This is a genomic window from Pelotomaculum sp. PtaB.Bin117 (assembly GCF_002067195.1).
In the GTDB taxonomy this organism is placed as follows: Bacteria; Bacillota; Desulfotomaculia; order Desulfotomaculales; family Pelotomaculaceae; genus Pelotomaculum_D; species Pelotomaculum_D terephthalicicum.
Genome location: NZ_MVQM01000038.1, coordinates 1 through 17,290, shown reverse-complemented (window position 1 = coordinate 17,290; position 17,290 = coordinate 1). Strand labels below are relative to the sequence as shown.

The 17,290-nt window shown below is 49.6% G+C and carries 17 protein-coding genes and 1 pseudogene; 2 read left to right on the top strand and 16 right to left on the bottom strand.

Annotation, left to right across the window (positions count from 1 at the left end; translation table 11 throughout):
• Positions 1 to 2,089: acetate--CoA ligase family protein (locus tag A4E54_RS02190; RefSeq protein WP_286724083.1), on the top strand; the 2,089-nt coding region annotated here is incomplete at its 5' end.
• A 29-nt stretch (positions 2,090 to 2,118) separates the two neighbouring features.
• Here A4E54_RS02190 and A4E54_RS02185 read toward each other — a convergent pair.
• The 11 genes from A4E54_RS02185 to A4E54_RS02135 all read right to left on the bottom strand — a co-directional run bounded on the left by A4E54_RS02185 (position 2,119) and on the right by A4E54_RS02135 (position 11,496).
• The gene (locus tag A4E54_RS02185) at positions 2,119 to 2,793 is read right to left on the bottom strand and encodes a zinc dependent phospholipase C family protein (protein ID WP_240081823.1); all 675 of its coding nucleotides are present in this window, start codon (positions 2,791 to 2,793) and stop codon (positions 2,119 to 2,121) included.
• A gap of 220 nt (positions 2,794 to 3,013) precedes the next feature.
• Positions 3,014 to 3,262, bottom strand: a complete 249-nt coding sequence (locus tag A4E54_RS02180; protein WP_240081824.1) for a 4Fe-4S binding protein — start codon at positions 3,260 to 3,262, stop codon at positions 3,014 to 3,016.
• Between the two features lie 16 nt (positions 3,263 to 3,278).
• Entirely contained in the window at positions 3,279 to 3,845 is a 567-nt protein-coding gene (locus A4E54_RS02175; RefSeq protein ID WP_240081825.1) for a 2-oxoacid:ferredoxin oxidoreductase subunit gamma family protein, read from the bottom strand.
• On the bottom strand, positions 3,838 to 4,623 hold the full coding sequence (locus A4E54_RS02170; protein ID WP_502687914.1) for a thiamine pyrophosphate-dependent enzyme: 786 nt from the start codon (positions 4,621 to 4,623) through the stop codon (positions 3,838 to 3,840). The genes A4E54_RS02175 and A4E54_RS02170 overlap by 8 nt, the downstream gene beginning before the upstream one ends.
• 64 nt (positions 4,624 to 4,687) lie before the next feature.
• Complete coding sequence (locus tag A4E54_RS02165; protein ID WP_240081826.1) at positions 4,688 to 5,779, bottom strand: ferredoxin oxidoreductase; 1,092 nt, start codon at positions 5,777 to 5,779, stop codon at positions 4,688 to 4,690.
• Positions 5,780 to 5,920: 141 nt separating this feature from the next.
• Positions 5,921 to 7,309, bottom strand: a complete 1,389-nt coding sequence (locus A4E54_RS02160) for a pyruvate carboxylase subunit B (protein ID WP_240081827.1) — start codon at positions 7,307 to 7,309, stop codon at positions 5,921 to 5,923.
• A 45-nt stretch (positions 7,310 to 7,354) separates the two neighbouring features.
• Entirely contained in the window at positions 7,355 to 7,765 is a 411-nt protein-coding gene (locus A4E54_RS02155; RefSeq protein WP_240081828.1) for a biotin/lipoyl-containing protein, read from the bottom strand.
• Positions 7,762 to 7,977 carry a hypothetical protein gene (locus A4E54_RS02150; protein ID WP_240081829.1) on the bottom strand — a complete coding sequence of 72 codons (216 nt, stop codon included), beginning with the start codon at positions 7,975 to 7,977 and terminating at the stop codon, positions 7,762 to 7,764. Before A4E54_RS02150 ends, A4E54_RS02155 begins: the two co-directional genes overlap by 4 nt.
• Positions 7,978 to 8,007: 30 nt before the next feature.
• Positions 8,008 to 9,540, bottom strand: a complete 1,533-nt coding sequence (locus A4E54_RS02145) for an acyl-CoA carboxylase subunit beta (protein ID WP_240081830.1) — start codon at positions 9,538 to 9,540, stop codon at positions 8,008 to 8,010.
• A gap of 394 nt (positions 9,541 to 9,934) precedes the next feature.
• The gene (locus A4E54_RS02140) at positions 9,935 to 10,507 is read right to left on the bottom strand and encodes a Fe-S-containing hydro-lyase (protein ID WP_240081831.1); all 573 of its coding nucleotides are present in this window, start codon (positions 10,505 to 10,507) and stop codon (positions 9,935 to 9,937) included.
• A gap of 146 nt (positions 10,508 to 10,653) precedes the next feature.
• A complete protein-coding gene (locus tag A4E54_RS02135; protein ID WP_240082150.1) occupies positions 10,654 to 11,496 on the bottom strand; it encodes a fumarate hydratase in 843 nt (280 codons plus the stop codon).
• A gap of 508 nt (positions 11,497 to 12,004) precedes the next feature.
• Here A4E54_RS02135 and lexA point away from each other — a divergent pair.
• Entirely contained in the window at positions 12,005 to 12,616 is a 612-nt protein-coding gene (gene lexA / locus A4E54_RS02130) for a transcriptional repressor LexA (RefSeq protein ID WP_240081832.1), read from the top strand.
• 26 nt (positions 12,617 to 12,642) lie between these two features.
• Here lexA and A4E54_RS02125 read toward each other — a convergent pair whose 3' ends face one another.
• The 5 genes and pseudogenes from A4E54_RS02125 to A4E54_RS02105 all read right to left on the bottom strand — a co-directional run bounded on the left by A4E54_RS02125 (position 12,643) and on the right by A4E54_RS02105 (position 17,270).
• Entirely contained in the window at positions 12,643 to 13,566 is a 924-nt protein-coding gene (locus A4E54_RS02125; RefSeq protein WP_286724078.1) for a selenium metabolism-associated LysR family transcriptional regulator, read from the bottom strand.
• A gap of 147 nt (positions 13,567 to 13,713) precedes the next feature.
• Positions 13,714 to 14,961 carry a methionine gamma-lyase family protein gene (locus A4E54_RS02120; RefSeq protein WP_286724076.1) on the bottom strand — a complete coding sequence of 416 codons (1,248 nt, stop codon included), beginning with the start codon at positions 14,959 to 14,961 and terminating at the stop codon, positions 13,714 to 13,716.
• A 1-nt stretch (position 14,962) separates the two neighbouring features.
• Positions 14,963 to 15,361: pseudogene (locus A4E54_RS02115) on the bottom strand (stage V sporulation protein K); the annotation flags it as partial.
• On the bottom strand, positions 15,333 to 17,027 hold the full coding sequence (locus A4E54_RS02110; protein WP_286724084.1) for a recombinase family protein: 1,695 nt from the start codon (positions 17,025 to 17,027) through the stop codon (positions 15,333 to 15,335). The pseudogene A4E54_RS02115 and the gene A4E54_RS02110, both read right to left, overlap by 29 nt.
• 39 nt (positions 17,028 to 17,066) lie before the next feature.
• Positions 17,067 to 17,270, bottom strand: a complete 204-nt coding sequence (locus tag A4E54_RS02105; protein ID WP_286724074.1) for a hypothetical protein — start codon at positions 17,268 to 17,270, stop codon at positions 17,067 to 17,069.
• Positions 17,271 to 17,290 lie beyond the last annotated feature (20 nt).

Sequence of the window (17,290 nt, the reverse complement as noted above, 5' to 3'; positions counted from 1 at the left end):
TTATAAAAAATTAACGGATCCGGAATCCGTGGCGCTGGTAGGTGTGACCAGCCGTTCGGGCAAAGGAAGCAACAATCCATTGGAAGTTATGCTTGAAAGGGGCTACCAAGGAAAGATATATCCGGTCAATCCTAAAGGAGGCACGATTTTGGGTCACCGTGCCTATACTTCCTTGCTGGACGTGCCGGAGATACCCGATGTGGCGGTAATTTGCGCGCCCCGAGACACGGTTCCGGAGCTTTTCGGCCAGTGCTGCGCAAAAAAGGTCAAGCTTGTAATCATCGTTGCCCAGGGGTTTTTCGATGGTGACGAACGGGGCAAGTTAATGCAGAAAGAAATCCTCAAAACCGCGGCCAAATACGGGGTGCGGGTATTAGGTCCGAACACGCTGGGCATCGTAAACAACTTCAACCGCTTTTGCACATCCTTCATACGGTTCATGAATCCCGCCGCGGCAGCGGGAATCCTTTGCCAGTCGGGGGTTTTTGTGGTAGGGGCGCCGCAGATATTCAGCGGCATAGGGCTATTAATTGACACCGGCAATACTACTGATATAGAATTCTCCGAGTTGTTGGGCCACATAGTCCGGGATCCCCGCCTCAAGGTAATAAATCTGCATATGGAAAGCCTGCGGGACGGGCCGCAGTTCATGCAGGCGGCCAAAGACGCCGTCGCTCTTAAACCGGTCATTATTTATAAGACGGGGGCCAGCCCCGGCGGCGCCATAATCACCAGCTCACATACCGGCGCCCTGGCCGGCGAAGACAGGATCTTTGATACTGCCTTCAAACAATGCGGTCTCCTGCGCGTTGAGGATGTTGAGGAGATGATTGACCTTAACAAAGTTTTCACCACTTTTAACGGCATCAAAGGGAACAGAGTGGGCGTAGTCTCCATTTCCGGCGGCGCCGCCATCATCGCCGTTGACGCGTGCTCCCGTTATGGCCTGGAGATAGCCAAGATGAGCAGTAATACAGAAGCTCAGCTTAGTGAACTGTTTCCCGCGTGGGCGCACTGCAGCAACCCGGTGGATATGTGGCCGGCCGGCATGTTCCACGGTTTTCATGAATCCTACCGCCGCATCCTGGAAGCCTTCATAGCAGACCCGCAAATGGATGCAGTGATTTGCATAACCGGTTCATTCCTGGACAAGGAGGGTGACTTCCTGGACACTACCGAACTGATTAGGGAGGTCGCCGGCAAAAACCCGGACAAGCCGGTGGTCACCTGGACTTACGGTCAGCGTTTCCAGGAATATGCCAGGGAATTTGAAAAAGAAAACAATGTTGTATATTTCTACTCGATTGACCGGGCTGCCAGGGCGCTCTCCGCCCTGTACCGGTATCACCACGTTATCAAGAAAAAAGAGCGCCAACCGGTATCACTGCCCGTTAACCCCGGACAAGCCCAAGTTGAAAAGATACTCTCCGGCAAAACTGCAGGAAGCCTGTCTCAAACCGATGTTTTCGAAATCCTGGAATCTTACGGTATCCCCGTAGCCCGCCGGGGAAAGGCTAAAAATATCGAGGAGGCCGTTTCGCTTGCGGAAAAAATCGGCTATCCGGTTGCCATGAAGGTTTTAAGCCCGGACATCATTCACAAATCAGACGCCGGCGGTGTGCGGTTGAATATCGGGAACGTCCGGCAGTTTGAAGATGCTTTCACGAGCATGCGCAGGGAAATAGAACTCAAGCATACAGGGGCCCAAATAGAAGGAGTGCTCATTCAAGAATATCTGGATAAAGGAACCGAGCTGCTCCTCGGCTGCAAAAGAGATCCGCAATTCGGTCCCGTTCTGGCTTTCGGCGCCGGAGGCGTTTTCACCGAGATAATGAATGACATTTCATTAAGAATACCTCCTCTGAGCGAAGAAGAAACCATCGATATGATCAGAGAAACAAAAGTCAGCAAAATACTGGCCGGGGCCCGGGGCGCCACCGCTGTGAACCTTGATGTTTTGACTCGTTGTCTGACAAGGCTGGCACAGCTGGCGCTGGCGAACCCGTCCATATCCGAGATGGATATCAACCCGCTGTTGGCGTATGCCGACAGGGTTGTGGCGCTGGATGCCAGGATCACCCTGAGATAGTGAAAAATCAGTTTGCTGATCACGTTTAATTAACGTGGATTATTCGCGTATTCTAAAAAGAAAGAAAAGAAGCCCGCCGTTGAACGCTGCGCTGCCGGTAAAAGCACGCTTGTTGCCAGCTTGTAAGACGTTTCTGAATTAATATTTGAGACATAGGGGAAATAGTGCCTGGCAATTATTGCGTTGGCTTCAACCCAGCCGGCCGGAGTTGACGCGTTGTGGTATGTGCCGCCTGAATAAACGATAAAATCCATGCGGTTTTCTTGAGCCCATTTTTCATATTCCTTATGGCCGCAAAATGCACTTCCCTTGGCATGGTGCGGCACACACATATCCTGAACGAGATGTGCCGCCGCGCCGAGGAAAAAAAACGCTTTCTTTTTATTCTTCCGCTGCCAGTGGCACAAAGCCTTCTCAAAAAAAGCCCGGCACTCCGTCCGCGCGTCAGGCCAGGGGCCAAAAGCGGGATCAAGGTAATGAGCGAAATTTTTCCAGCCCCTGTCGGCCCAGATTGCCCCCCGATTGATCATTTCCAGGTAATTGCTTAAAACCTGCGCATGCGCTTCATAGCCGTCTTTTTGCAGGATAAGCACCGCCTGCCGGTTGCATAAAAGGTGGGTCTCACTTTTGCCGGAAACAAGATGCTGAATCGGTGTTCCGGCGGCAAGGACGATCTTGGCCGCATTCCATGAAAGAGAACCCATGTCAAGAAACCCCCTTTCATTTGGTTGCATTTATAACATGATCCTTTTAATCGATTTCTATCCCGTTTTCAGCATCGCAACCAAAGGGACAAATTGCATTCTCAGTGACATTTAGGCATACAACGCAGCCCATGTTCTTAAAATCGCCGCTTTATAAAAAAGGCCTTTCCCCTTCGGAAAGACCTTAGAATAATCTTCTGTTTACCCGGCGCCACTTGATTTATTTCTTCTTTTTTCTGACTACTGTTATCGCGCAGTCCGGACAGGCCAGTTCACAGACGCCGCAAGTAATGCATTTCTCATTCGCTACAACAGCGGGCGTGCCATAAACCCCGAGGACATCGGACCAGGATAAAGCTTCGCTCGGGCACTTGGCAATGCAGAGACCACAACCCTTGCAAAGGCCGGGGAAGAGAGTAAAGTTGCCTTTTTCGTATTCCTGGGTAATACCTTCAAATTCCACCGACATATATTATTAAACCTCCTTATCCTGCCTTAGTTACAAGCTCAATGCCGCGATCTATCGCGCTGAAGTTCTGGTCGCGCAGTTTCGGCTGCTTCTCAAACTTCGCCCCCAGTTTATGTTCAATAGCCCGCTTGGCGTCCTCTCTGGAAATAACAGACGTCGCGCCAACCACGGCACCCATAATAATAATGTTAAAAACCCGCGGGTGCAGTTCATTCTTGGAAATCTCCACAGCCGGGATGCCGAGAATTCTCGCCGCGTTAGCGGGGAGATCTTCCTTCGGCACATTGATGCTGGTATCATATACGAAAATCGTCTGGGGTCCCACATACTGTTTGGTCCTGTACAGCGCCCGGTCGCTTAAAGCGACAACAATATCGCCCGTATTAAACTTGGGAGCGCCGATGGCTTCGTCACTGATTTGCACATAGGCCACCGACACGCCGCCGCGCTGCTCAACCCCAAAGTTGGGAATATAAAGACATTCTTTACCTTCTTCGTTTGCGGCTTCCGCGATAATTTCAGCCACCGACTGCACGCCCTGGCCACCTTCGCCCGCCATGACTATCTTTATAGCATTAGCCATTTTTTTGTACCTCCATTGCCGGTATCTTGGTCCATGTCTTGACTTTGAGCGGTTCCTTGGGAGGCGGCACTTTTATTTCACCGACATGATAATACTTCATCATTTCATTTTCCACAAAATTTATCGTTTCAACATTATTGGTTCGCCAGTTAGTTGGACAAGCAGACAAACATTCAACAAAGGAAAAACCGTTCCCTTCCATCTGGTTTTGAATGGCTTTCTTAATATAATTTTTTAACGGGACCGGTTTGACCACGGTTGCACGGGCGACATAAGCGCCTTCCCTGGTAATGGCCGCCACCATTTCCGGACCCTGGCACGGGTAGCCGGTCGAATCCACATCGCGGCCATACGGGGTGGTCTCTGTTTTCATGCCGGGCAGCGTCGTCGGGGCCATCTGGCCGCCAGTCATGCCGTACTGGGCGTTGTTGACCAGAATTACGGTAATCTTTTCGTTCCTGGTAGCGGCGTTTACCAGGTGCTGGGAACCTATGGCGTAGCCGCCTCCGTCACCCATGTAGCCGATACAGATAAGGTCCGGGTTAGCCCGCTTAATGCCGGTCATTACCGGATTGGTCCGGCCGTGGTGAGTCTGGACTGTATCAACATTAAAGAAATCCCAGGCCAGCAGCGAACACCCGATATCACAGCCAAAAACCACCCGGTCCTGGATATCCAGTTCATCAATGGCTTGTCCGAGGGCTTTCAACACCAAACCATGCCCACAGCCGGGACAAAATTTGTGCGGCTTGGTATCAACCCGCCAGGATTTCGGCATAGAAGGTTTGATCAAAATTTTTTCCTCCTTTACGTTCTCATACGTACTTAACAATGGTCTTTCCCTAGTTTTCCAGCATTGTCTTAACTTTATCGTAAATATCTTCGGAATTAATTCCCACACCCGGTTTGAATAGTGAGACCATCTCAGTGGTAAGGCCGTAAGCCGCGTATTTTAACAACTGGTCAAGCTGTCCGTTAGCTGATTCGGCAACCAGCACTTTCTTGGCCTTGCTAAATATATCACGGAGTTCCTTTACTGCCAGCGGCCTGAGCGTAATAGGACGGAAATAACCTACCTTCAGTCCATGCTCCCTGAGTTCTTTGACCGCGCTCTTGGCTCCCCGGGCTACCACTCCGTGAGCCGTAACCACGATTTCCGCGTCTTCACAACCGAAATATTCGCACTCGGCTACATCGGGAGAAATCTTTCCAAATTCGGCAAACTGCTCTTCAAGCACTTCCAGCAGTTCTTCTTCCATATTGTAAATATTCCGCAACTGGACCGGCGGCCTGTCAACGCCCGGCTTCCCGGCTCCCCCGATGAACTTGTAGGATGGCACTACTTCAATTCCACGTTCCTCCGGATCATAGATGGTAAGCGGTTCGCGCATTTTTGCCTGATAGCCGTCACCCAGCACAAAGGTGGGGAAACGATATTTCCAGGCTGTGTTGAAAGCTTTAATCGTATAGTCATAAAGCTCCTGATGGCTGGCAGTGGAATAAACAACCCGCATTCCTTCCCCGTTGCCGCCATGGGTGGTCAGGGTAACTTCCTGCTGGCTGTAAATAACGGTGGCCGAGGACGGGCCGCCCCGCTGCTGGACAATGGTAACAACCGGCAGGCGCATCATCTCTGCCATTGAAATTGGTTCCTGCATTAACGTGTTGCCGGGACCGGCAGTAGCCGTAAATGCCTTGAGACCTGCCAGCACTCCTCCATTCGTTGTAAAACCAGCAGAAATTTCATCTTCTGTCTGGAGGAATCTTTTGTTAAATCTTGGCGCCATACGGGTCCAGTAGTGCATGATTTCGTTCTGGGGAGTTATTGGATAACCGAACATGATGTCGGCCTCAGCCGCAACCGCGGCCCAGGCTACAACTTCATTGCCGGTCAGGAAGACTCTTTTCTCCCCTTTGATCGGTTTTTCCGACATCTAAGAATACCTCCTTGCGCTTAATACATCATAATATGACATGACACATATATTATCTTATCACATGTCGGAGATTTGGGCAAAAGGCAATTATTCTCCGGCACGTGAATGTTTCCGCCGGTCATATCCGGCAAGCTGTCTTTACACCGGATAGGCCGCTCCCCCACCTTGCTTGGCAAGCTCATGGTCAACCTTTAGCTTGCCGGCCATTCTCTCCTCAAGGAATTTAGGAGCAACCTGCGGGTAAATCGCGCAGGATACGATATCTTCTTCCTTCTCCATGAATGCCGCGCATAGTTCCTTTGCCGCCGGCAACTCGGGCTCCAGCATGTCGGCCGGCCGGCAGGTGATCGGCTGTTCGTCGCCGATGATCATTTTGCGCACTTCTTCGTTGATCGGCGCCGGGGACCGGCCGTAATAACCACGCATATACTGAATCGTTTCACTTGTGTTCACTTTGTAGCGGCCCAGCAGCACGTTCATTACGGCCTGCGTGCCGACAATCTGGCTGGTCGGGGTAACCAGCGGCGGGTAACCGAAGTCTTCGCGGACGCGCGGCAGTTCTTCCAATACTTCCGGCAGGCGGTGCAGGGCGTTCTGCTGGCTGAGCTGGGAGATAAAGTTGGACATCATGCCGCCGGGTATCTGGTAGATCATCACGTTGGTATCTACGCTTTTTGAGGCCACGTCGAATTCGGCGTACTGTTCACGGATTCCTTTCCAGTACTCGGCGATCTCGGTAAGTATTTTTAAATCGAAGCCGGGATCGTATCCGGTCCCCGCCAGGGAGGCGCACATTGTTTCAATGGCGGGCTGCGATGTCTGGAGCGCCATGGACGATATGGCGCAGTCGATGATATCCACTCCGGCTTCCATGGCTTTCAAGTAGGTCATCGCACCCATACCGCTGGTGTAGTGGCAGTGCAGCTGAATGGGTATTTTAATCCCCGCGTCTTTCATGGCTTTGATGATTTCGTACGCGGGGTAGGGAGCGAGAATGCCGGCCATGTCTTTGATGCAAATAGAATGGGCGCCCATTTTTTCGAGAGTTTTAGCTAATTCCACGTAATATTCGGTGTTGTGCACCGGGCTGATGGTGTAAACCACGGTGGCCTGGGCGTGCGCGCCCTCGGCGATGACCACTTCCACGGCTTTCTCCATGTTCCTGGTATCGTTTAAAGCGTCGAAGATGCGGAAAATGTCCATGCCATCGGCTACCGCTTTTTTGATGAATTCTGTCAGCACATCGTCGGCGTAATTGCGGTAGCCTACAACGTTCTGGCCTCTCAGGAGCATCTGCAGCGGGGTTTTGACCCGCCGTCTGATTTCTTTGAGTCTTTCCCAGGGGTCGTCGCCGCAAAAGCGCATGCAGGTGTCGAAGGTAGCGCCGCCCCACATCTCAAGGGAATGAAAGCCGACCGCGTCGTGTTTCTCCAGGATGGGCAGCATGTGTTCTGTTTTCATCCGGGTGGCCAGCAGGGACTGGTGGCCGTCACGCAGCGTTGTGTCGGTAATCCTGATCTTTGTCATTTATTTCTCCCTCCAAAAATTGTCATCATAATAATACTATCCTGCTTAAGCAATCACTACCAGCGGGTCTCCGCCGTTAACGGCCTGGCCTTTAACAACCCTTACTTCCTTGACTGTGCCCGCGATGTCGGCTTTGATTAAATTTTCCATTTTCATAGCCTCCAAGACAACCAGCACATCGCCGGGTTTAACCTGATCGCCTGCTTTCACCTTAACATCGTTAATCATGCCGGGCATCGGAGCAGCTACGGTACCGGCGTCACCCAGCGACAGGGATAAAGCGTTCCGGACGCCCGGCACAAGTTTTGGCGCGGACGCCGAAACAAGCGGCGCCGCCTCCGGAGTACGCGGCGGCACGGAAGCCGCGGCTTGAGCAGGCGAGTTGGCGGACCCGCCGACTTCTTCAATTTCTACTTCATAGACTTGACCATTTACTGTAACTCGAAATTTTTTCACAGACTTCCTCCTAAAACAGTTCCTTTCAAAACCGAATTCATTTCCCGGGCCAACATATTTTCAATAATCCCGGCCTTCTTCCAGGCATCGCTCATTTTTCGCGCGCTGGCGATCCGGTAACCTTTATCCGCAGAATATCCATAAAATGCAAGCGCCGCGGTAATAGCCGCCAGTACTTCCGGTTTTATACGGCCGTCGCGCATTTCCGGCATCCAGCCATCCCCTCCCCTCATGATGCTCTGCTAACAAGGGATATTACCGTGCTTCTTTCTCGGTCTTGACTCCCGCTTGGTGGAAAAGCTCTGCAACGCGTCAATAATCGTGGCGCGGGTGTCACGCGGGTCGATAACATCCGTTACAAAGCCCCTGCCGCAGGCAATATACGGGTTGGCAAAGCGGGACCGGTAATCGGCAACCAGTTTCTGCCGCGTTTCCACCGGGTTTTCCGCTGCTGCGATTTCTTTATTATTAATTATGTTAACAGCGCCTTCAGGACCCATGACCGCTATTTCCGCGCTCGGCCAGGCATATACCGCGTCAGCGCGCAAAGCACTGCAGCACATGGCAATATAAGCGCCGCCGTAAGCCTTCCGGACAATAATAGTAATTTTGGGCACTGTAGCCTCGGCATACGCATAGATTATTTTCGCTCCGTGCCGGATTACCCCGCCGTATTCCTGATCAACGCCCGGTAAAAAACCGGGCACATCCATGAATGTTACCACGGGAATGTTAAAAGCGTCGCAAAAGCGGACAAAACGGGCAATCTTATCGGACACGTTAATATCCAGGCTGCCGGCCATCACCGCGGGCTGGTTGGCCGCCACGCCTACCGGCCGGCCTGCAAAGCGGGCGAAGCCGACGACACCGTTTTGCGCGAAATACGGATGAACCTCCAGGAACTGGCTATTGTCAACTACCCCGCGGATGACATCGCGAATGTCGTAGCTTTTATTCGGGTCGTCCGGAATTATCTCCAGCATTGTCTCTCTATCATTTGCCGGCTCCACAGGAGCATATACAGGAGCTTCATCCAGATTATTGGCAGGCAGATAACTCAGCAGCGCGCGGATGGTCAGCATACAATCATCTTCGCTGCCGGTGATAAAATGAGCCACCCCGCTGACTTTGCTGTGTGTGGCGGCGCCGCCCAGCGTTTCCATGCTTACCTTTTCACCGGTCACCGCCTTGATCACTTGCGGGCCGGTGATAAACATCTGACTGATCCCGGAAACCATAAAGATAAAATCGGTTAAAGCGGGGGAATAAACCGCGCCTCCGGCGCAGGGGCCAAGTATTACCGATATTTGAGGGATGACGCCGGACGCCATGGTGTTGCGAAAAAAAATCTCGCCATAGCCGTTCAAGGCGTCAACACCTTCCTGAATCCGGGCGCCGCCCGAGTCATTCAGGCCAATCACCGGAGCGCCGACCTTCATGGCCAGATCAAGCACTTTGCATATCTTAGCCGCGTGCACCCGCCCAAGCGATCCCCCGGTTACGGTAAAATCCTGAGCGTAGACATATACTTTCCGGCCGTCAATAATACCATGCCCGGCTACCACGCCTTCACCCGGATTATCCATATTGGTAAAATCATCATCAGATGACGCAAACATGTCAATTTCCCTGAAGCTGCCGGGATCAAGCAAGGCCGCAATCCGTTCCCGCGCCGTCTTTTTTCCGGCCTCATGCTGCTTATCGATGCGTTTCCGGCCACCCCCCGCTTCCACTAACTGTCTGAGTTCATTCAGATGCTTCAATTTATCATGCATTAAATAAAATACCTCCAGTTTACAGACACAGGCGTCAGTCTTGTTAAATCTTATTTTTTCTTGTATATCAAATAATTTATAAAAAACTTAGCCTATATTTGTTATATTTTACTCCTTTAGGATATCCTAAGCTGTTTGCCGGTAAACATAATCAAGCCACGATATATTCCATGAAATTCATCCGCGATCATTTTATATAAATATTATATTAAGTACAATTCTTCAATAAAGTTTTCATTTCCTCCAAGACCTGATATTATACTGTATACTTTCAAACAACTATCTATCATGGTATTATCTTTTATAATACATGTATACATATCTCCCAATAATGCGCTTTTCCATACTGAATATTATAAAAATACTAATTTATCTTTCCGGTATTAATATTGTACTAAATGCGGCCGTCCTCTCTATGCTCTGAATAGAGCTTGATACTTTCATCGTACAGGTCCCCACCCAGTGTATCATTAATAACAATTGCCGGAAAATCTTCCACAAGCAGCTCGTGCACCGCTTCCGGTCCAAGTTCGGGGTAAGCGATCACCCTGGCCTCTTTGATGGACCTGGCTATCAGTGCGGCGGCTCCTCCTACCGCCGCCAGGTAGATGCCTTTGTACTTTCTCATCGCCCTGATCACGTCGGGAGATCTGCGGCCTTTGCCTATTGTTGCTTTAAGGCCCAGCGCGTATAATTTTGGCGCGTACAAATCCATTCGCCCGCTCGTAGTCGGCCCGGCCGCCCCGATAACCATGCCCGGCCTGGCCGGCGACGGTCCCACATAATAAATAACCTGCCCTTCTAAATCGAAAGGCAACTTTTTCCCTTGCTCTATATATTCAACTAATCTCTTATGCGCCGCGTCACGTCCGGTATAAATGATCCCGTTCAACGAAACTCGCTGGCCGCTCCGGAGATTTTCCACCACATTGCCGGATAACGGAGTAGTAAGGCTGATCCGGTCCATTTAGCTCACCACCTGTCCAAGGTAATTCATTCAAGTATTCAGGAGTCAGGAGTCAGAATATTTTAAGACAATAGACCATTCCTTTATTCCGACTTCAGAATCCTATCTCCTAACTCCTGACTCCTGACTCCTGACTCCTACTATTTTTACAGCACCGCTTCCTTGTGCCGCGCCGCGTGGCAGTTAATGTTTACAGCTACCGGCAGGCTGGCTATGTGGGTGGGATAAACCTCGATGTGAACCGCCAGGGCGGTTATCTTCCCGCCAAAACCCTGCGGACCGATACCGAGGCGATTGATTTCATCCAGCAACTCTTTTTCTAATTTTGCGATACCGGGATATTTGCTTTCTTCTCCCAAATTTCTCAGCAATGCCTCTTTAGCCAATTGGGCCGCCTTTTCAAAGGTGCCGCCGGCGCCCACGCCAACAACAATCGGCGGACAGGGATTTGGGCCGGCGGCATGAACCACCTCTACCACAAACTTTTTTAAACCATGTACTCCTTCAGACGGCTTCAGCATTTTAACGGCGCTCATATTTTCGCTTCCGCCGCCTTTGGGAGCGACAATCAACCGGATATTTTCTCCGGAAACAATCTTCGTATGAATCACGGCCGGCGTGTTGTCGCCGGTATTCTCCCGCTCCAACGGGTGGTTTACAATCGACTTTCTTAAATAGCCTTCCGTATAGCCCTTTCTCACACCTTCATTGATCGCACTGTAAAAATCACCGCCGACAATACGCACATCCTGACCCAATTCAACAAAAACAACAGCAAAACCGGTGTCCTGACATATCGGAATTTTCTCTTCACGGGCAATTTCAGCATTCGCCAGCAGCTGTTGTATAATTTCTTTTCCATTAATAGAGACTTCCTGTTTTAAAGCCTTTTGCAATCCTTCCAGCATATCAGGCCCCAGGTTAAAATTGGCTTCCTGGCATAGCCCGGCAACCGTCTCAACTATTTCAGCAGCATGAATAATCTTAATGTTAAAACCTCCTCACAAATCTTTACTTCACCGCGGCCGGGGATTTATCCCCGCCGCCCGAAACCGGCGGCTAGAGCAAAGCATATTTTGAAAACAGAAGGTTTTTCCTCCTCAAACATAATCGCACCTTTATGACCGTTAACTGTTAATCGTTAAAATTTTACCATAGGGGTAAGTTGTTTACAAATTAATGTGATAAGCATCGCCGCCACCTATATTGCGGTTATCAGAACAAAGAAAGGCTTCAGAACGCGCCGCTGCCGCACATCGTCTGAAACCTTCGAGCAACAATCATCAGTTGGGTAACAGCCAAATTATTTATCGCTATCTTTAACAAATATCGAACCTATGTTTTTATTTTTACATTTTTATGGTATAATACTATTAACATTTATTACTATTCAGGCATTCAGAATTCATTAATCATTTTATCTTACAATCTTTCATCCCGCTCCTGACTTCTGGCTCCTGAGTGGTTACAAGCATTATATCAAAGGCTGGTGATAAGATGAGTAATAGTCTCAGCTCAAAAGAAGAACTCGTCCTGGCATTCATAAAAAAAACTATTCGGGAAAAAGGATACCCACCCTCGGTAAGGGAGATTGGACAGGCCGTAGGTTTAAGTTCAAGCTCTACAGTACACGGTTACTTAAAGAGGTTGGAGGGAAAAGGCTATCTCAGGCGTGACGCTACTAAACCCAGGGCGATGGAAGTGCTGGGCGGCGACAAAGAAAACAACATAGAATTAATCAGCGTCCCTCTGCTGGGGCGGGTTGCCGCCGGGGTACCGCTGCTGGCCACTGAGAACAGGGAAGAAACCTTCCCGCTCCCTTCTTTTTTTACGGGAAACGGTGAATTTTTCATGCTCACGGTAAAAGGTGACAGCATGGTCGAAGCCGGTATCCTGGATGGGGATATGGTTGTGGTAAGACAGCAGCATGTCGCCGACAACGGTGAAATAGTTGTGGCCTTGTTAGATGAGGAAGCCACTGTCAAACGTTTCTTCAAAGAGAATGACCGGATCAGACTCCAGCCTGAGAACAAATTGCTTACACCCATTTACGCGAGAGATGTACAGGTGCTCGGTAAAGTCATAGGCTTGCTGCGAAAAATACATTGATCTGCCCGCTAAAAACACCGTGACATTCACGGTGTTTTTTTAAAGTCAAAAACTTTGCAAACTTCATCTTTATTGACGAAATCGGTAAAAGCGTCAATGGCGAATCCGGCCATATTCTGCCTGTGCCGGATCTGGTAAAGATAACGATTAAAGTCAAAGTCATCTATTCGTACTTCCCTCACCCGTCCCAGTTCCAGCGATTCCCTGACCGCGTACTTTGATACGATACTGATTCCCAGACCTGCTTCAACCGCCGTAATTACAGCTCTTGAGCTTCCCAATTCAATCCCCTGGGGTATTTGTTCCAAAACTATGTTATGCTCAGCCAGCTTTTCTTCAATAGTCCGGCGGGTGCCCGACCCTTTTTCACGAAAAATCATCGTTTCACTCTTTAAATCTGAAACCTTAACAGCGCCTAAGTTTACCCAAGGATGTGCGGGCGGCACAATTAATGAGAGCTCGTCCTGCAACCACGGGCGGCATTCAATATCTTGACTTTCCGCCAAAACGCCGGTGAAACCCAGATCTATCTCCCGCTCCCGGACCCAACGCTCAACCTGCCCGCTTCCCGATACTTTGAGGGTAATTTGAATACCCGGATACTTTTTTTTAAAATCCCCAATAAGCAACGGAAGCAAGTACTCCCCCGGAATGGTGCCGGCGCCTACGATCAGGTGTCCAGTTTTCAGCCCTTTCAGATCGTCCATGCCAGCCTTGATTTTTTGATAATGCCGGAACATTTGCCTCGCTTCCTGGTACAGAAGCTGCCCGGCGTCCGTTAGAACCATTTTCTTGTCACCGCGCTTGAACAATATTACCTCAAGGTCCTCCTCAAGCGCTTTGATTTGGAAGCTGACAGCCGGCTGACTCATGAACAACTGGCGGGCAGCTTTGGTAAAGCTCTGCAGTTCGGCTACCCACAGGAATGATTCCAATTGCTTAAAATTCACTGATTCATCACCGCCAATCGACAACATAAACGAAAATAATCATACATTCATTATAAAGTTTCGCTAGTAATTTTAAAAAACCTTCTTATTTATTTAAACTTTCTCAAAATTCCCTAAAATAGAACCACCCCCGATATCTACGCTTATTCAACCCAGCTTGAGAACCTCCCTGGCGGCGCTCAACACGGCCAGCCTGACGTATTCTTTGGAAAGTCCTCCCTGGAGGTAAACAGCATAAGGCGGCCGGATCGGGCCGTCCGCGCTCAATTCCAACGAGGCGCCTTGAATAAAAGTGCCTGCGGCCATTATCACCGGGTCCCCGTAGCCGGGCATCGCGTTCGGCTCCGGCCGGACGTGTGAATCCACCGGAGAAGCCCCCTGCAGGCCACGGCAAAAAGCCACCATTCGCTCCGGCGCGCCAAGGCCAATAGCTTGTACAATATCACTGCGCTCCTCGTTATATTCCGGCATGACCGCGAATCCCAGCCTGTCAAAAAACCTTGCGGCGAACACCATGCCTTTGAGCGCCTCCGCGACAATGTGCGGCGCCAGAAACAAACCCTGAAACAGCAAACGCTGGGATTCCTGAGACGGCCCGACTTCCGCCCCGATTCCCGGCGCGCTCCAACGGTTGGCGGCGGCATCTACATACTTTTGCCTTCCCACTATGTACCCTCCGGTGGGAGCTATACCCCCCCCGGGATTTTTAATCAGCGATCCGGCCACCAAATCGGCGCCCGCTTCCACCGGTTCCTCATTTTCTACAAATTCACCATAGCAGTTGTCGACAAAAACAACCACGTCCGGTTTTTTTCGCTTGATGAAACCAATTAACTTTTTCATCTTACTGATTCCTAATGAGGGTCCCCACTGGTAGCCCCTGGAACGCTGAAGCATAACCATTTTTGTATTGTCTTTCATCGCCTTTTCGACGGCGGGGTAATTAATCCCGCCTCCAGGCAACAGCTCAACTTGTTTGTAGGTCACGCCAAACTCCCGCAGCGAACCGCTCGCCTCACCCCTGACGCCAATCATCTCACCAAGCGTGTCATACGGCTCGCCCTGAACTGAAAGAAGTTCATCTCCCGGCCGCAAAGTACCGTAAAGACATGCGGCAATGGCATGAGTACCCGATACAAACTGCCCCCTGACCAACGCCGCCTCCGCCCGGAAAACAGCCGCGTAAACTTCTTCAAGCGCGGCCCTCCCCTGATCTCCATAGCCGTAGCCGGTTGATCCTTTCAAATGGAATTCGCCAATTCGCACCCGCCGGAATGCCTCCAGCACCTTGACATGATTTTGTAACGCGATGTCTTCGATCAAGCGGTAAACCGGTTGCACTTCACAGTCCACCTCGGCGGACAACCTTTCCAGATCTTGGTTATTGCATGCCACTTCAATTCCCCCCCAGGTCCTCTCTGACAATCGACATCAGGTCGACGCGGCTCAACTCGCAGTTTTTTTTCATCAGGCGAACAGCCTGACGGCGGATCGCCCTTTCAATCAGGTTTCTTACCATGCGGGCGTTGCCGCTGTGTTCGTGCAGTTTATGCTCCTTTTCAATAAAAAATCGCAATTCGTCCCTGGCCCCGCCGGACAGGACATACTGCCTTTGCTGCAGCATCAGGTCGGCGATGGCGAGCAGTTCCCGGTTGCTGTAGTCGGGAAAAGATATATGAATGGGAAAGCGCGAACGCAGGCCGGGGTTTGTTTCCACAAACCAGTCCATTTCATCCTGATAGCCAGCCAGGATAAGAATCAGGCTGTCACGGTAGTCCTCCATGCTCTTGACTATGATGCACTATACTATGTTGATTGTTTAAAGCCTTTTCTATTTTAATATCTGGCTTCCACTTCGCCACAATCTCTATCTGATTCTCTTTTAAAGTCACTTTACTTATAAACATACGAACAAAAGCTCTTTTTGTTTCGAACTCCATTTTCTCTGATTCCAGGATATCCCTATACTCATTTATAGAATCTTTTATCGCTTGCAGTTCATTATATTTAGTCTTGGCTGTCTGGAGTGCTTGGTCAGCATAGAACACTTCTTCTTGTAAGTGTTGGATTTGTTCCTGAATTGGCCGGACCATACTTTCAAGCCGTTCTTCAGATTTAATTAAGCCCTTTATGTAGAGGCTAAGGCATCTTCCTTCTTCTTCCCTTTTTTCCGAAATCGTTTTCTCCAGCCCCATCTTCTTTTTGTTTAGTTCGTCGATTTTTTTAATATCCTGCTGCTGCTTTATAATATCGGCAATGATGGCATCGGGGTCGTTTAAGTGGCTTTCAAGAAAACTCCAGACGTATTCGTCCACGACATCTTGTCTCCAGGACCGACCGTAACAAACATTCACCTTTTCACCCGTTCCTACCTTAAAAGATTTTCTGGTCTTCTGGCAGCAAGTATAATACCGGAGCTTTCTACCGCCCTTCAAGGTCGTAGGGGGCCCGGCAATGATAGCAGACCCACAACGGCCGCAGCGAGCGATCCCTTTTACGAGGTAATTATCCGATTGCCGGCCGCGGGCCCTCTTTTCCCGGCCTGTCATTTTCTCTTGCAGAGCTTGGTAAGTATCCTCATCTATGATTTTAGGAATAGAAATGCAAATCCATTCTTCTTTCGGTTTTGGAACTTGAATCTTTTTACCGTTTGTTTGTTTTACTTCGCTTCTGCCATAATAGAATTTACCCGTATAACATTCACGGCGGAGTATTCTACTTACTACAGCTTGATGCCATTTGTCCCCACCCCCGGGAGCAGGTGCACCTCTTGTAGCTAATTCCCTGGCAATACTGGAACAGGTCATTTCCTTCCCGTTATTACCATTTAAATACCAATCAACCATCAGCAGGTATATTTCGCTCTCAGTAAGGTTTATTACAAGTGTGTCCAGCTCTTTGTCGAAAGTATAACCGTATAGCCTCCGGAGTCCCGGGATTTTTCCGTTTTTAGCCTTTGTCATGCGACCACGCTTTGAATTAGCGAGAATTTTAGCCTTATTATATTGAGCGATAGAACCCTGCAAATTAAAGAAAAGCATTGATTCCGGATTATTCGGATCTACTTCGGGCGTCTCCACGAATTCAATATCACAACCGGAACCCCATACTCTGTCGGCTATGACATTCTGCAATTTAAGAAAACGGCTCATCCGGTCCGGATGAAGCATAATAATTTTTTTGCCTACCCCATTTTCAAGCAGAAAAAGAGCATGATTCATTCCAGGCCGGTCAGGGTTGTCACCCGACTCTCCGGGTTCCGTTATAACCATAATTTGGCCTTCATTGTATCCAAATTTTTTATTTGCCAGCTCTACACATCGTTCTACTTGAGATTCCAGGGAGTAACCGTGTTTTGCCTGGTCAGCGGTGGAAACCCTGGCATATATAATAGCCTCGATCTTAGGGATCAAGGCTAACAACTCATTACGTGTATAATTATTACCACCGATAGCAGTCATCATTTGTTATTTACCTCTACAACTCATTATTTACATTAATTATATCATAGGGGTTGCTTTTGGAAAAAACCTGTTTTGGCTGTTGATGCTCCTAAATTCCGGTTTGAGTAGTTTTTTTGATATCAGGAGTCCCTCGAACAATGCCATTACCTCCGGGGAATGTAACAGCTCATCGAAAGTCGGCCCACTTTCATCGTAGACCACAACGACCTCAAATTGTTGGCTTTTTCTCCGGTTTGCCATTAGTCAATCCCCCCAATACA

Bases quoted from the DNA above. Each gene is read 5' to 3' on its own strand.
- A4E54_RS02185 (WP_240081823.1), bottom strand. From the start codon at position 2,793: ATGGGTTCTCTTTCATGGAATGCGGCCAAGATCGTCCTTGCCGCCGGA.
- A4E54_RS02180 (WP_240081824.1), bottom strand. From the start codon at position 3,262: ATGTCGGTGGAATTTGAAGGTATTACCCAGGAATACGAAAAAGGCAAC.
- A4E54_RS02175 (WP_240081825.1), bottom strand. From the start codon at position 3,845: ATGGCTAATGCTATAAAGATAGTCATGGCGGGCGAAGGTGGCCAGGGC.
- A4E54_RS02170 (WP_502687914.1), bottom strand. From the start codon at position 4,623: ATGCCGAAATCCTGGCGGGTTGATACCAAGCCGCACAAATTTTGTCCC.
- A4E54_RS02165 (WP_240081826.1), bottom strand. From the start codon at position 5,779: ATGTCGGAAAAACCGATCAAAGGGGAGAAAAGAGTCTTCCTGACCGGC.
- A4E54_RS02160 (WP_240081827.1), bottom strand. From the start codon at position 7,309: ATGACAAAGATCAGGATTACCGACACAACGCTGCGTGACGGCCACCAG.
- A4E54_RS02150 (WP_240081829.1), bottom strand. From the start codon at position 7,977: ATGCCGGAAATGCGCGACGGCCGTATAAAACCGGAAGTACTGGCGGCT.
- A4E54_RS02145 (WP_240081830.1), bottom strand. From the start codon at position 9,540: ATGCATGATAAATTGAAGCATCTGAATGAACTCAGACAGTTAGTGGAA.
- A4E54_RS02140 (WP_240081831.1), bottom strand. From the start codon at position 10,507: ATGGACCGGATCAGCCTTACTACTCCGTTATCCGGCAATGTGGTGGAA.
- lexA (WP_240081832.1), top strand. From the start codon at position 12,005: ATGAGTAATAGTCTCAGCTCAAAAGAAGAACTCGTCCTGGCATTCATA.
- A4E54_RS02110 (WP_286724084.1), bottom strand. From the start codon at position 17,027: ATGACTGCTATCGGTGGTAATAATTATACACGTAATGAGTTGTTAGCC.
- A4E54_RS02105 (WP_286724074.1), bottom strand. From the start codon at position 17,270: ATGGCAAACCGGAGAAAAAGCCAACAATTTGAGGTCGTTGTGGTCTAC.